The organism is Rivularia sp. UHCC 0363 (assembly GCF_034931125.1).
Lineage (GTDB): Bacteria > Cyanobacteriota > Cyanobacteriia > Cyanobacteriales > Nostocaceae > Rivularia.
The window spans coordinates 19,898-33,596 of record NZ_JAYGHM010000050.1; the positions used below are offsets into that span (position 1 = coordinate 19,898).

The following is a 13,699-nucleotide window of genomic DNA, read 5'->3' on the forward strand; positions in this document are numbered from 1 at the left end:
TACCCTAAACGAAGCAAGCTGTTGATCTGGCGCAACTCATGCAAATCTGGCATTGGCAAACTGTTTATCCGCAGGCTGAAACGCAGGCCAAAACGCAGGCCGCAGCTAGAGCCTACCTCACCTGCGACTTACTCAAAGACTGGGCGCATGGCTTTTTTACCCGGCAGTTTTGGCCATCGCCGCCAGAAGAGTTGGTGAGCCTGCTGCCGCTGGAGCGGCGTCCCTCGGTGTATCGCCTCAAGCAGGTGCATGGCAACCGGGTGTTGCGCGCTGCCGAGCTGACCGAGATGCCCCCTACCGACTCTAAGGCCGAGTCTAGGGCCGAGTCTAGGGCCGAAGCTGACGGCTTGGTTTCAACCGCGGCAGATCAGGCGGTTTGGGCCTGTACGGCAGACTGTACGCCGATTCTAATCGGCGACCTGAGCACGGGGCAGACGGCGGCAGTTCACGCAGGCTGGCGCGGCACGGCAGCCAAAATTTTGCCCGCTGCGGTAGCGCAACTGCAGGCCCAGGGCAGTCAAATTGCGGACTTGCGAGTGGCGATGGGGCCAGCCATCGCCGCAGCGCAATATCAGGTCTCAGAGCAGGTTGCGGCAATGGCTGGCGCGACGCTAGTTGCTGAGGCCAATCTGGAGCTGTTTGCCCAGCCCGAAACCGCCGCCAGCCCGGAGCTAGCCCAGTTTTGCCAGCGGCTGCTGCAGCTGCCTGACTCGCCCGTTTTGCCTGATCCCCAGCCTGGACGCCTGCGACTAGACGTGCCGCAGGTGAATGCGCTCCAGCTGGCCCAGCTTGGCTTTGAGCCTGACCAGGTGGCAATTTCGCCCTACTGCACCTACCAAAATCCAGAGCTGTTTTTCTCCTATCGGCGCGAGAAGCAGAAGAAAGTGCAGTGGTCAGGCATTGTGAGTGGGGCTAGGAATTTGTAAAGGCCAGCGGTCTGCCGCGTACCGCTAGATTGAGCTGGCCTTGGTCATAGACCACCTGACCTCCCACAATTGTGGTAACGGCCCAGCCGGTCAAGTTCCAGCCCTCGAACGGGCTCCAGCCACATTTAGTCTGCAGCTCCTCGCGCTTCAGAGGCCGATAGCTGTCGAGATCCACCAGCACCAGATCAGCGTCATAGCCGGGAGCGATAGCGCCCTTGTTGGGGATGCCATAGGCGGCGGCAACGGCGGTAGACATCCAGTGCGACACCTGCGGCACGGTGCAGCGGCCCTGCATCGCCTGGGTCAGCATGACGGCTAGCGAAGTTTCAACGCCCGGCATACCTGAAGGGCTGCTGGGGTAGCCTTTCGCCTTTTCTTCTAGCGTATGCGGGGCGTGATCAGTGGCGATAAAGTCAATCACGCCGTCGCGCAACGCCTGCCACAGCACTTCGTTGTCGTGAGCCGAGCGGATTGGCGGGTTCATTTGGGCCAGCGTGCCGATCGTTTCGTAGGCGCTGGTATTTAGCACTAGATGCTGGGGCGTCACCTCCGCCGTCACCCAGGTGGGCTTGTCCTGCCGCAGCAGATCGGCCTCCTCAGCGGTGGACATATGCAGAATATGCAGACGGCGGCGGTAGCGCTTCGAGAGCTTGAGCGCCAGCTGCGTGGCCAGCAATGCCGCCTGATTGTCCTGAATCTGCGAATGCACTGCCGGGTCGGTGCGGCCTGCAAACTGCTGCCGTCGCTCTAAGATACGCGCCTGATCTTCGGCGTGAACCGCAATCAGGCGGCTGCCCTCGGCAAAGATTTTTTCTAGCAGCGCCTCTTGATCGACCAGCAGCGCGCCATGCATCGATCCCATAAAGATCTTGATGCCGCAGGTGGGGTTGACCGTGAGAATATCGGCCAGATTGTCAGCCGTGGCACCAATAAAAAAGCCGTAGTTGACCAGCGATTTCTCGGCGGCTCGACGCAGCTTGTCGTCCAGCATCGCCTGATTGATGGTGAGCGGCTTGGTGTTGGGCATTTCCAAGAAAGAAGTCACGCCGCCTTTGGCACAGGCGCAGCTCGCCGTAAACAGGTCTTCTTTATACTCCTGTCCCGGCTCCCGGAAATGCACCTGCGGGTCAATCACCCCCGGCAACAAAGTCAGGCCCGTCGCGTCAATTTCTCGGTCGGCTGCCTCTGAAATTTCTGCCGCCACCTGAGTAATTTGATGGCCGCGAATTTGCACGTCTCCCACCAAAAAATCGCCGTCAGGCAGCAGCAGTCTAGCTTGGCGGATCAGCAGTTCAGAATTTGTCATGGCATCGTCATGGCAATAGCAGGATCATGGCATAGCAGGGGCGAAAAATAGCGGGTCAAAACCGAAAACGCTACAATCAGTCTTTGGCGGCTCTGGTCAATTCTAATGACAAACCTGATTCAAAGCAGGATTCAGCAGGAATTAGGGCCGAATCCCGGCTGATGGTCAAAGTTCGCAGATCACCAGTTAGAATTCATTCAAGTCTAAGCCAGATTGCTCATCCCAACATCGCCCGAACTAGGGGAAATTTGCCCGAACCCATGCCTACGAATTCAGACTCAGATTTTTCTTCAGAGAACCCTGTTAAATCTTCAAAGCCTGATCCTGCCGCCAAGCCCACCGGCAAGCCGCCGCATCCAGAAGCGGAGGAAGGCTGGAAAGAGATTGTCAAAACGATTGGTCTGAGCCTGCTGCTGGCGCTGGGCATTCGCCAGTTTGTGGCTGAAGCCCGCTACATTCCCTCTGAGTCGATGGTGCCAACGCTGCAGATCAACGATCGGCTGATTGTTGAGAAGGTGAGCTATCGGTTTCACGATCCAGAGCGCGGTGATATTGTCGTGTTTATGCCGCCGGATGCTGCCGCCAAGTACTGTCTGGGCGCTCAGAACGCTGACGTCAGGATTAAAGATGCCTTTATCAAGCGAGTTATCGGGCTGCCGGGCGATAAGGTTGAGGTGCGAAACGGCGCGGTCTTGATCAACGACCGGCTCTTGCAGGAAAACTATATTGCGGCCAAACCAGACTACGAGCTGCCGCCTAGCGTAGTGCCGCCTAATTCTTATCTGGTGTTTGGCGATAACCGCAACAATAGCTGCGACGGGCATTTTTGGGGGCCAGTCCCGCGTGAAAACCTGATTGGGCGAGCCGCCTTCCGCTTCTGGCCGCCTAACCGAATTGGCAGCATTACCGAGCAGCCGGTCGAAGGTGCCGCCCTGCCTGCGGCTGAACCTGGACTGCCGCCCATTACCGCTCCGGTTGCGCCGCCCTCCGAGCCGCCCTCTGAGCCGCCCTCTGAGCCTCAGCCTGCCCAGCCCTAGCCCAGCCCTAGCTTAGTCATGAGCCTCAGACTGACAAGACTCTTCAACCTGGAGCAGCTTGCTGATAAGGTCAGAGTGGAGCGCGGTTGGTAGTTTGATAAGAGAGAATTTAGACATGGCACGTTACCGTTCGATTCTGACATTCGTTTTAGTAATTCTGGCGGCTGCTTTGGTGAGCTGCGGCGGCCCGCCTGTTGCCCAAGGGCCACTCTACAGCACGGCTCAGCTGGAGCAGATCCAGCGCTACAGCACCGATATTCAGACCCTGCGCGACCGGATGGACGAACTTTCGCCGCTAATTGAGGCCGAGCAGTGGAACGACGTAGGATCTTTCATTCACGGGCCGCTGGGTGAACTGCGAGTGCGGATGGCGCGTCTGGCTCGCAGTCTGGAGCCTAAAGCCCAGAAGACGGCTCAAAGCTCAGCCAAAGAGGTGTTTGAGCATTTGATTGCGATCGACGAGGCCGCCCAAACCCGCGACTTTGACAAGGCAACCCGCAACTACCGCGAGGCACTGCGCGACTTTGATGCATTCTTTCAGCTGCTTCCAGGCTAGCTAAAACTTCACTAACCCTCACAAGGCACAGATGCAGCAGGCGATCATTGTAGGCTGCGGTATCGTAGGTGCGATGATTGCCTATGAGCTAACGCAGTCTGGCTTTCAGGTAACGGTGCTGGATCGTCAGCCTCCCGCTCAGGCTGCGACTGGAGCCGCGCTGGGCGTGCTGATGGGCGTGATTAGCCAGAAGACGAAAGGCAGAGCCTGGACAATGCGCCAGCTCAGCACCGCGCGATACGCCAAGCTGATGCCTGAGCTAGAGGCGGCTTTGGGTCGCGCGTTGCCCTGGAACCCGCAGGGAATTTTGAAGCTGGGCTTTGCGGCGGAAGATAAGGCGAAATGGCAGGCGCTGGTTGAGCTACGGCAGCAGCAGGGCTGGCGACTCGAACTCTGGTCGCCGGATCAGGTGCAGGCCCGCTGTCCGCAAGTGCAGTCGCCTGTACAAGCCGGACTCTATTCGCCGCAGGACTGCCAGGTTGATCCGACGGCGCTGACGCTGGCGCTGGTAGAGGCGGCTCAGCGACAGGGCGCTAGCTTTGAGCTTGACGTCGAAGTTCAGCGGCTCTCGGCCAATGGCAGACTGCAAACTTCAGCAGGCGATCTGGGAGCCGATTGGATTGTAATCGCGGCGGGTCTAGGCTCTGCGCCGCTGCTGCCGATACCACAGATAACGCTAGCGCCCGTGCTGGGACAGGCAATTCGCGTCAAGACGAGGCAGCCATTGGGCCAGCCGCAGTTTCAGCCGGTAATCACGGGACACGATATTCATCTGGTACCGCTGGGCAACAGTGAATATTGGGTAGGCGCGACAGTGGAATTTGATCCGGCTGAGAACGCGCCCATCCCAGAGCAGCTAGAGGCAGTCTGGCAGGGAGCCGTTGCCCTCTGGCCAGGGTTACAGACTGCGATACGGCTGGCAAGCTGGTCAGGACTGCGGCCACGACCTGTAGATCGGCCTGCGCCCATCGTGGAGCCGCTGGCGGGCCACCCGCGAGTGCTGCTGGCGACCGGGCATTACCGCAACGGCGTGCTGCTGGCTCCAGCCACCGCCCAGATTATCCGCGAGCTGATCGCTCCTCAGCTCACGGCTCAGCGCTGAGACCAGACCGTAGCTCCTCGCGGGCCTTCTCTAAGGCCAAGGGCAGCTTGTCGGGTTCGCGTCCGCCAGCCTGTGCCAGGTTGGGTCTGCCGCCGCCGCCGCCGCCGCACAGCTTGGCTAGCGCTCCCACAAATTTGCCAGCCTGGATGCCGCGACTGTTGACTGACTTGCTAAAAGCCGCCACTAGACTCACTTTTTCGGGTTCAGAAACCGATCCCAAAACCACTGCGCCCTCGCCTAGCTTTTGCAACAGCGACTCGGCCACCGTTTTCAAAGACTCAGCGTCAACTGCCGCCAGCTCAGCCACCAGCAGCCTAAACGCGCCGATGTCCTCCACCTGCTGCAACAGCCGATCGGATTTGGCCAGCGCCAGCTCTGACTTCAGCGCCTCAAGCTGCTTTTGGCTGGCTTTGAGTTCGGCTTGCAGGGCCGTCACCCGCTCCGGCAGCTCTTCTGGCTTAGCCTTGAACCGATCGCTCAGCTCGCGCACCACCTGATCCCGCAGATTCAGGTATTCCAGCACCGCCGGCCCAGCCACCGCCTCAATCCGCCGAATGCCAGAGGCGACGCCCGATTCCGAGATGATTTTGAACAGGCCAATTTCAGCTGTGTTGCCCACATGCGTACCGCCGCAGAGCTCCATCGAAACGCCGGGAAAGTCGATCACCCGCACTTCGTCGCCGTACTTTTCGCCAAACATGGCAATCGCGCCCTTGGCTTTGGCCGCCGCAATCGGCATGATGCCCACTTCGCCTTGATGCGCCTCGGCAATCCAGAGGTTTACCTGAGACTCAATCTGCTGCAGCTGCTCTAGCGTCACCGGGCGCGGCAGGTTGAAGTCAAACCGCAGCCGCTCGAACGAGACCAGCGACCCCGCCTGCGCGATATTCTCATCCACAATTTGCCGCAGCGCCGCCTGCAGCAGATGAGTTGCCGTATGGTTGGCCTGCGCCCGCCGCCGACAGGCCAGATCGATCTGCGCCGTCACCCGCTCGCCTACCTGGATCGCGCCGCGCTCTACCTTGCCGTGATGCACAAACAGACTGCCGCCCTTCTGCACATCCTCGATCCGCACCAGCAGATCCGCGCCGCTCAGGTAGCCCCGGTCGCCAATCTGACCGCCCGACTCGGCGTAGAACGGCGTTCGATCTAGCACAATCTGCACCTGAGCGCCCGCTGTAGCGGACTGCACGGGCTCTCCGGCCACCATCAGCACGGTCACTGTCGCTTCGCTGGCCGACTGGCTATAGCCCAGAAACTCGGTTTCGTTCAGGTCGGCGGCCAGACTGTCGAGGCTGCCCTGCGCCGTCAGGTCGATGGTTTCATGGGCGTCGCGGGAGCGCTCGCGCTGGGCCTGCATTGCCGTTTCAAATCCCGGCTGATCGACTGTAAAACCCTGCTCCTCGGCAATTTCCTGGGTTAGCTCTAGCGGGAAGCCAAAGGTGTCATAGAGCTTGAAGGCATCCGCTCCGGCAATTTCGCCGCCAGTGGGCAGCTCGGCCATCAGTTCAGCCAGCAGCTTCTCGCCGCGCTCCAGCGTTTCGCGGAACTTGGCCTCTTCGAGCTGCAGGCTGGCTTTGATCGACTCGGCCCGCTGCCGCACGGTTGGGTAGGCTTCCTCCGAGAGCAAAATCGCCGTCTCGGCCACCGCTGGCGTGAACTCGCGCTCAATCCCAATCAGGCGTCCGTGGCGCACCACCCGCCGGATCAAGCGCCGCAGCACGTAGCCCCGCCCTTCGTTGCTGGGCGTAATGCCATCCGCAATCATATGCACCACAGCCCGGACGTGATCGCCAATCACCTTCAGCGACACCTGAGTAGCGGCATTGGCGCTGGCATAGTCGAGCTGGGCGATGGCTGCCGCCGTTTTAATAATCGGCAAAATCAAGTCGGTTTCGTAGTTGTTGGGGACGCGCTGCAAAATCTGCGCCATGCGCTCCAGTCCCAGCCCGGTGTCGATGTTTTGGGCCTGCAATGGCGTCAGATTGCCCGCCGCATCCTGGTTATACTGCATGAACACCAGGTTGTAGAACTCAATAAACCGGCTGTCGTCTTCGAGATCAATCTCGTCGCCCCGCTCTGGATGAAAGTCATAGTAAATCTCAGAGCAGGGGCCGCAGGGGCCAGTTGGGCCAGACTGCCAGAAGTTATCTTTCTCGTCCATCCGCTGAATCCGCTGGGCCGGGATGCCGATCTGGTCGCGCCAGATCGCAAAAGCCTCCTCGTCCTCGCGAAATACGCTCACCACCAGTCGCTCAGGCGGCAGGCCAAATACTTCTGTAGATAACTCCCAGGCCCAGGCAATCGCCTCTGACTTGAAATAGTCGCCAAAGCTGAAGTTGCCCAACATTTCAAAAAACGTGTGGTGCCGAGCCGTGCGGCCCACGTTTTCGATATCGTTGGTGCGGATGCATTTCTGGGAGCTGGTGGCCCGCTGAAACTCGGCCTGCCGCTGACCCAAAAAAATCGGCTTAAACGGCAGCATCCCGGCAATGGTGAGCAGCACGGTTGGATCTTCCGGCACCAGAGAGGCGCTCGGCAGAATCTGATGCCCTCTCGCCGCGTAGAAGTCAAGAAACGTCTGTCGAATTTGCGCGCCGCTGCGAGGAATGGCCATGAGGTCAGCAAGAGAGAGGTATGATTTCCTATTCTCAGTCATGTTGCCAGATTCGACAAAATTTATTCAGGCGGCTCCTGGGCTGGCTCAACCTCTAGGCTGGCCGATGACGCTGAGCAATAGCTTGTTATCATGGGCATGATAGGTAGGAAGAATGGTAGAGCTCCTGTAGAGCTCCTGAGAGTTGCTTTGAAGAGCGCTCTAAGTCAGCTTTAGGCCGAAGTTTGGGCCGAGGTCTGATGCTGCATAAATCCTGAGCTAGAGATTCGTGATATCTTACCGAGGCTCTCAGAATCTGACCGGGCTACTCAGAGAGTAGTTGGCTAAACGTTGATGGATGCTTCAATTCTTCTGATTGGGAACGAACAGTTCCACAATCTGCTGCTTGCCTCAGTTAGAAAAATCCAGAATCTTGTCATCCAAACTATGACCGAGCCGCTAGAAGCAATGCCGCTGCTTTTGGCACAGCAACAGCAGCCTGAGCTATTGCTAATTCAGGCGACTCAAGCGGAAAGCTTAAAACTCTGCCAGCAAATTAAGGCCGAGAGTCGGCTAGCCCGGATCTACTGCATTGTCATTGAAGACCAAGATCAGTCTAGCCGCCCTGAGCTGGAGCTGAGAGCTGCTGCCCTCGAAGCAGGCGCTGACGCCTATCTCTATCTGCCCCACAGTCTAGAGGCTGGGATTTATGATTCACAGCGGCTGCTGCAGGCGCAGATTCGGGTCGGCCTACGGCAGGTGCAGACCTATCGTGAGCTGATGCAGACCAACGACATGCTCTCAGCGATTGCGCTCTCCGATCCGCTGACTTCTCTCAACAACCGCCGTGCCTTTGAGTGGGAGCTGCCGCGTCAGATCCAGAACGCCCGTAGCCGCAGCGTTCCGGTTAGCTTGATTATGCTAGACGTAGACTTTTTTAAGGTGATTAACGACACGCATGGCCATCTGACGGGCGATCAGGTGCTGAAGTTTTTAGCGGCGCGGCTGCGGCACAATCTGCGGATCTACGACACGCCCTTTCGCTATGGTGGCGAAGAGTTTGTGATCATTCTCAGCAATACTGACGCCCAAGAAGCGCTGCAGATTGCCGCGCGGCTCTGCCAGATTGTCAGCGAACAGCCCTTTGCCGTTGAAGAAACGCTCGATCTGACGATCACCATCAGCGCCGGTACCGCTACGCTCCAGCCCGGTGACGATGCCCAAGGGTTTGAGCTGCTGCATCGAGCCGACCAGTATCTGCTTCAGGCCAAAGGCCAAGGCCGCAACCGCGTGGTGGGGCATAAGTCTGAGTAAGTCACGGCTATTTGGCTCAAGCAGCAGTTTGAATAACTTTTGACCCGCTGAGGTGACGCCAAAACTGCCCTAAAACTGACGGAGGATGAGACTCGCAGCAGGCTATAAGCCGCGCCAGCTCTGACTCACTCTCGGCTGGACTCTGCCTCTGAATAGAGGCTCAGTCGAGAAATCCGTATTGAGCGAGATTTAAATTGCTTTATAGAACCGCCTAGAATGGGAATGCCCCGGCAGCGCTCTCAGTCTTAACGCCTGAGCAGGCAGTAGAGAGAATGAGCAGGATATAACCAGCAGGATATTGAACATGGGTGCTTGGCGCGATGGTCTCAATCGGATGAGTGGCAGAACGCGGATTGCTGTCTGCCGCATTTTGCTGCATCTAGCGGGTGCAGAGGTGGCGCCGTTGCTAGGCGTGCTGAATCAGACGGCCCGCGAAGCGGTTGAGGCAGAAGGCGATCTGCCCGTTTTGGCTGAAGGTCTGGCTCAGGTTTGCCAAAGCCTGCTGCAGTATGATCTCTACTGGCGTTCGGCAGCCAACGAGGGCGATCTGTTCTGGAATGAAGCGGATGCGGGCGACTATGTAGCCGAGCTATTTACTGACTCTGCCCAGCGCTATGGGGTTGAAATTCCGACTGAACCCAACGACGAAGATCTGCTGTCGCTGCCCGTGACGCAAAACCTGGTGGTTATTTTAACGCTAGCCTATGAGGGTGAGATCGCCGCCCTCGAAACCGATCTAGCTGATCTGAGCGCCCTCCGCACCGGACTCAAAGCGATCATTAGCCTTGCCCCCAATCGAGTCCGGGCGGTGCAGCTGCATTTCTCTCCTGCCGAACTGGGCGACTTGCTCACCGCTGAGCAGCTAATTATGAACTTCCCAGAGCTGATTCCCCTTTAAACAACTGGCTGAAACACGGCTGAAACACTAGCTCTAGGCTGCACCAGCCTGCTGGCTTTCGTGACCAGCTTTCATCTCTGCCCTCCTTACCCTGTACCCTCATGAATTACCCAGCTATGATCCGCAAATTTTTAGTAATTTCTATGGCGTTTGGCCTGTCGGTTTCAACCTTTGCCTGCGCTGACGATTCGACTGCGCTAAACTCGACTGATCCTGCGCCTGTAGCAGCCACCCAATCTGCGGCCCCTGCCATTGCGGACGGCAGCTACCCGGTGCAGCAGGCCACCTATGATGATGGCAGCGGTGAATATACGCTGATGCTGCTTGATACTCCCGCGGGTACACCGCCACTCTACCGAGCTACAGATCTGCAAATGGCACGACTAACAGACGCAGAAATCAAGGCGGGTCAAAAGCCTTACTTAAGAGTGGAAAATGCGCAGCCCGTACTCTACCTCAGCGAAGATTTCCGGATCGAGTATGTGCATAATGTCGTCGAAACCCAGACCAACCCGCAGACGGGGCAAGAAGAGAGCGTTGTAGTCCGGCGTGAGTCTAACTTCTGGTCGCCTTTTGCGGGAGCGCTAGCGGGTCAGGCAGTCGGCAATTTGCTGTTTGCCCCTCGCTACTATGTGCCCCCCATCTATTCTCCAGGACGCGTCATGACGGGCTACGGCGGCTACGGCAGCAGCTACAGCGATGCGGTCAGCAGCTATCGCACTAAATACAACGCGCCGCCCGCTGCGGTCAAAAATCAGCAGAGCTTCCGCACCACCGGCCAGCTGCGCCGTTCGCCCAACCCTGTTAATTCAACGACCACTAAGTCTCCCAGCAAGTCTCCCAGCGTCAATTCGGGCAACCGCTCTACCGGATCAGGCTATGGTTCAACCGACCTGCAGCGCTCCAAAACTCGTCCCAGCAGGACTAGAAGTTCAGGTAGCTTTGGCAGCGGCGGGGCAAGACGCAGATCGGGTGGACGCAGACGCTAGCTCAGGCGCAGTCAAGCCTCGTAGGCAGTAATGCTGTGATCAGAGGAGAACTGGCCGCTGTTGGCTACCGTCAAAATCGACATCCAGACCCAGTTTTTTTGATCCTGACAAACCTGACTGACGCGCTCTTGAGCCGCTATGTAGGCCGCGTAGTCAGCCAGGATCAGCTCTGGGTCTTGCTGCAGCAGCCAGTCGGTGAGCGACCGGAATCTGCCATCGCCCTGTGAAAAGTAGCCCGACGCAATCAGATCAATCGCCTGCCTCAAGTCTGGATTGCCGTCATATTGCGCTTTGGGTCTATAATCTGCTCGGCAACGCTGAACTTCTGCGACCGTTAAGCCAGCTAGAAAAATATTTTTAGCGCCAACGGCCTGCTGGAGTTCCAGATTGCCATAGCTCGGCATGCCGATGGTCACGGCTCCGCTCATTGCAAACTTCAGCCCTGCCACCGTCACGGCTGATTCACCCGCTAGCATGAGCTGTTCGGCTAGATCTGCTGCTGGATAGAGCCAGCGCATGAGCTGGAGATTGCCGTCTGCCAACAGCACAACCTGCAAGCGCCCCTGTAGAGCGGCGTCTTGATTGATCGTGGTGGCTACTGCTTCGATCAGATCTGCCGTCATCTGGGCCACCGGATCGGCAGTTGGCTGACCGACAAAGATGCAGGTGCGCGGCAGGGAGCGGTGCATAAACCGCTGAATCGTATCCGTGCTGGAGTTGGTTTTGATGCGGGCATAGAGCGTGACCACATGCAGCAGCTGCAGCAGCTGCCGCGACCGAGATTCAATCGCCCCAGCCTGGATATCAAACAGACTGCTGGGGTTGACTGTCAGGCCGGTTTTCTGCTGAATTTTCTCAGCCAGAAGCTGCTTGGCCGCTCGGTGCACCTGCCACCAGCGGCTGCAGAACTCAGCCTCTTTGACGAGCGGCTGCAGCCGCTGGAGCTGTTCAGGATGCGTAATCCAGCTGTCATCCAGCCATTGCGTGATCAGCTGAGCTAGGGCCGGATGCGTTTGCAGCAAAAACCGCCGGGGCGTAATTCCCATAGTCTGGGGCTGAAATTTGCCGGGATAGAGCAGGCTAAACTCTGACAGCTGATCTTGCAGCCACTGAGTTTGCAGCGCGCCGCTGCCGCTGAGCCGATGGCTCCCAACTGCCGCTAGATGGCTCGTCCGCAGCCAGTCAGCCTCAACCAGCGAGAGTCGGCCAATTTGCTCCTCGTCCGGGCTGCTACGCTGCAGTCGGGCCGCATCTAGAAAGCGGCGGTTGATTTCGTGGATAATTTCGAGATGTCTGGGCAAAAGCTGATGGAGCAATCCCAGCGGGTAGTTGAGTGCATGGCCGCGCGCCTCTACCCAGTCATGTAGCCGACAGCAAGTCATCGCCTGCGTGATTTCCCAGGCCAGATCCCAGCCGAGCTGCTGCTGATCAACCAGCTGATGCATCAGTTCGGCAATGGCCAAACCTGTAGCCGTACCGTTGAGCTGCAGCAACCAGTGCTGAGGCAAGTCTGTCAGCGGCAGTGCCTGCAGATGCTGCCGCAGCAAGTCCTGTACGGCGCAGGCAGCCAGCAGAAAATCTTGCCGCAGCTTTAGCTCTGCTGGGTCAGCGTTAGCCAGCGGACTGATAGCCGGACTCACCTGCCAGAGCCGCAGTAGGCCAACCCTGGGGAGACTGGGCCCCTCATGATCCAAATCTCCCGCTAAATCTCCCGCTAAATCTTTCGTCGGATATCCAGATATCGGCAGGTCATAAGGCAAAGCTCTGGCGATTTCAGCAGCCATCCAGTCGTGCCGACAGTGCCCTGCTGCATCAATATAGACCTCGGTATATCCGCCAAATTTCACCTCCAGGCTTTGCTCAGGCTGCGGCAATGCCCAGGGATTGGGGTCAGCAGCGGCAGGGTTAAGCTGGGAATGCAGCCCGTAGCCTATCGCAGGCATCTGAGCGGTTGTCAGCGATTCGAGTTCGCTGCCAACCAAACAGCCCAATGCCTCATCGTCCCAGCCCAGCGCCCGATCTTGCTGACAGATGGCAACGAGATTCAGCCCCAGCTCAGTCAGCCCTTGCTGGATCGGCTGCGTAATGTTCAGGTTGGTAAAATGGTTTTCTAGCGGCATTCCCAGCGAGTAGGCGGACGCAATTTGTACTACCTGCCGCTTGCCCTCGACTGGCGCATAGTCCAGCCGAATTTGCAGCAGGCGATCGCGCAGCATCTCAGCTAGGAGGGCATAGCAGTCTGCGGCGGTCGCGCTTTGGATTGACTGGCCGCGTCGCGCCAGATTAGTCGTAAATGCCTGCTTAAAAACCGCAATATCGCTATTTGAAATCAGATCGCCTAGCGGTATGAGCGGCAAAATGGCTGGCTCTTCGGTAGCAGTACCAGCAGTTTTACGGGACGGCCCCGTATCTTTTAGCTCTCTTGCTGCCGAGCTAGCCGGTTCGGAATCTGTCATTGCCGCATCTGCTATTGTTTTGGCCTGCGGGTTGGTAATCTGTATCTCTGGTATGTCTTTAATAGGCTGCTGATTATCAGTCGCTGTATCTGCTGGCATTTCAGTTTGGTCTCCCATAAGGCCGTTGAGTTGAACCTGTGCAGGCACTGCAGTCAGTTGTGATGTGCTGATAAGTGGCTCTGCGCTGAGATCTATATGGGCTGACGGCAGCTCTTCTCCAACCAACCCCGAGGAGTCAGCAGTTGGCTTTGAGCGTGAGCCTCTCAGTAGCCCTAACCCTAGCAGCAGCAACGGCGACAGCATTGCAAGATCCAAGAATTTCATATGGCTCTCGAATAACGATTCAACCTGATTCAAACTAGATTTCGACGAGTTGGCGAACTAAATTGCCAAATTATCCAAAAAATAAAAAAATATTAGATAGCTAAGTTCTAGAATGCACAATTAGAATCAGATTATGGTGTGTTTATCAATACATGTTATAAATCACCTCGCGTTTAGACTTTTAAAATACGTCGA

At 57.6% G+C, this 13,699-nt stretch carries 10 protein-coding genes; 7 read left to right on the forward strand and 3 right to left on the reverse strand.

Annotated elements, in window-relative coordinates; all coding sequences use genetic code 11:
* Positions 1 to 38: 38 nt before the first annotated feature.
* The gene (gene pgeF, locus VB797_RS24150; RefSeq protein ID WP_323240289.1) at positions 39 to 926 is read left to right on the forward strand and encodes a peptidoglycan editing factor PgeF; all 888 of its coding nucleotides are present in this window, start codon (positions 39 to 41) and stop codon (positions 924 to 926) included.
* Here the strand turns inward: pgeF and VB797_RS24155 are convergent.
* The gene (locus VB797_RS24155; RefSeq protein ID WP_323240290.1) at positions 913 to 2,232 is read right to left on the reverse strand and encodes a dihydroorotase; all 1,320 of its coding nucleotides are present in this window, start codon (positions 2,230 to 2,232) and stop codon (positions 913 to 915) included. The two genes, pgeF and VB797_RS24155, sit on opposite strands and share 14 nt — an antisense overlap.
* 260 nt (positions 2,233 to 2,492) lie before the next feature.
* Here VB797_RS24155 and lepB point away from each other — a divergent pair, with 260 nt between their 5' ends.
* From lepB to VB797_RS24170, 3 genes are all read left to right on the forward strand, one after another.
* Complete coding sequence (gene lepB, locus VB797_RS24160; RefSeq protein WP_323240291.1) at positions 2,493 to 3,269, forward strand: signal peptidase I; 777 nt, start codon at positions 2,493 to 2,495, stop codon at positions 3,267 to 3,269.
* 115 nt (positions 3,270 to 3,384) lie between these two features.
* Positions 3,385 to 3,825 (forward strand): photosystem II protein PsbQ, encoded by a 441-nt coding sequence (gene psbQ, locus VB797_RS24165; protein WP_323240292.1) that lies wholly within the window; start codon positions 3,385 to 3,387, stop codon positions 3,823 to 3,825.
* A 31-nt stretch (positions 3,826 to 3,856) separates the two neighbouring features.
* Positions 3,857 to 4,927, forward strand: coding sequence for an FAD-dependent oxidoreductase (locus VB797_RS24170; RefSeq protein WP_323240293.1), 1,071 nt, complete (start codon positions 3,857 to 3,859; stop codon positions 4,925 to 4,927).
* On the opposite strand, the gene alaS is transcribed toward VB797_RS24170, so the two are convergent.
* Complete coding sequence (gene alaS / locus VB797_RS24175) at positions 4,911 to 7,544, reverse strand: alanine--tRNA ligase (RefSeq protein ID WP_323240294.1); 2,634 nt, start codon at positions 7,542 to 7,544, stop codon at positions 4,911 to 4,913. The genes VB797_RS24170 and alaS overlap by 17 nt on opposite strands.
* A gap of 333 nt (positions 7,545 to 7,877) precedes the next feature.
* On the opposite strand from alaS, the gene VB797_RS24180 reads away from it, so the two are divergent.
* From VB797_RS24180 to VB797_RS24190, 3 genes are all read left to right on the forward strand, one after another.
* Entirely contained in the window at positions 7,878 to 8,837 is a 960-nt protein-coding gene (locus VB797_RS24180; RefSeq protein ID WP_323240295.1) for a diguanylate cyclase, read from the forward strand.
* Positions 8,838 to 9,141: 304 nt separating this feature from the next.
* On the forward strand, positions 9,142 to 9,735 hold the full coding sequence (locus tag VB797_RS24185) for a DUF1517 domain-containing protein (RefSeq protein WP_323240296.1): 594 nt from the start codon (positions 9,142 to 9,144) through the stop codon (positions 9,733 to 9,735).
* Between the two features lie 101 nt (positions 9,736 to 9,836).
* Positions 9,837 to 10,724, forward strand: a complete 888-nt coding sequence (locus VB797_RS24190; RefSeq protein WP_323240297.1) for a hypothetical protein — start codon at positions 9,837 to 9,839, stop codon at positions 10,722 to 10,724.
* 11 nt (positions 10,725 to 10,735) lie between these two features.
* On the opposite strand, the gene VB797_RS24195 is transcribed toward VB797_RS24190, so the two are convergent.
* Positions 10,736 to 13,537 carry a glycogen/starch/alpha-glucan phosphorylase gene (locus VB797_RS24195; RefSeq protein WP_323240298.1) on the reverse strand — a complete coding sequence of 934 codons (2,802 nt, stop codon included), beginning with the start codon at positions 13,535 to 13,537 and terminating at the stop codon, positions 10,736 to 10,738.
* Positions 13,538 to 13,699: the final 162 nt, after the last annotated feature.

Bases quoted from the DNA above. Each gene is read 5' to 3' on its own strand.
- pgeF (WP_323240289.1), top strand. From the start codon at position 39: ATGCAAATCTGGCATTGGCAAACTGTTTATCCGCAGGCTGAAACGCAG.
- VB797_RS24155 (WP_323240290.1), bottom strand. From the start codon at position 2,232: ATGACAAATTCTGAACTGCTGATCCGCCAAGCTAGACTGCTGCTGCCT.
- lepB (WP_323240291.1), top strand. From the start codon at position 2,493: ATGCCTACGAATTCAGACTCAGATTTTTCTTCAGAGAACCCTGTTAAA.
- psbQ (WP_323240292.1), top strand. From the start codon at position 3,385: ATGGCACGTTACCGTTCGATTCTGACATTCGTTTTAGTAATTCTGGCG.
- VB797_RS24170 (WP_323240293.1), top strand. From the start codon at position 3,857: ATGCAGCAGGCGATCATTGTAGGCTGCGGTATCGTAGGTGCGATGATT.
- alaS (WP_323240294.1), bottom strand. From the start codon at position 7,544: ATGGCCATTCCTCGCAGCGGCGCGCAAATTCGACAGACGTTTCTTGAC.
- VB797_RS24180 (WP_323240295.1), top strand. From the start codon at position 7,878: ATGGATGCTTCAATTCTTCTGATTGGGAACGAACAGTTCCACAATCTG.
- VB797_RS24185 (WP_323240296.1), top strand. From the start codon at position 9,142: ATGGGTGCTTGGCGCGATGGTCTCAATCGGATGAGTGGCAGAACGCGG.
- VB797_RS24190 (WP_323240297.1), top strand. From the start codon at position 9,837: ATGAATTACCCAGCTATGATCCGCAAATTTTTAGTAATTTCTATGGCG.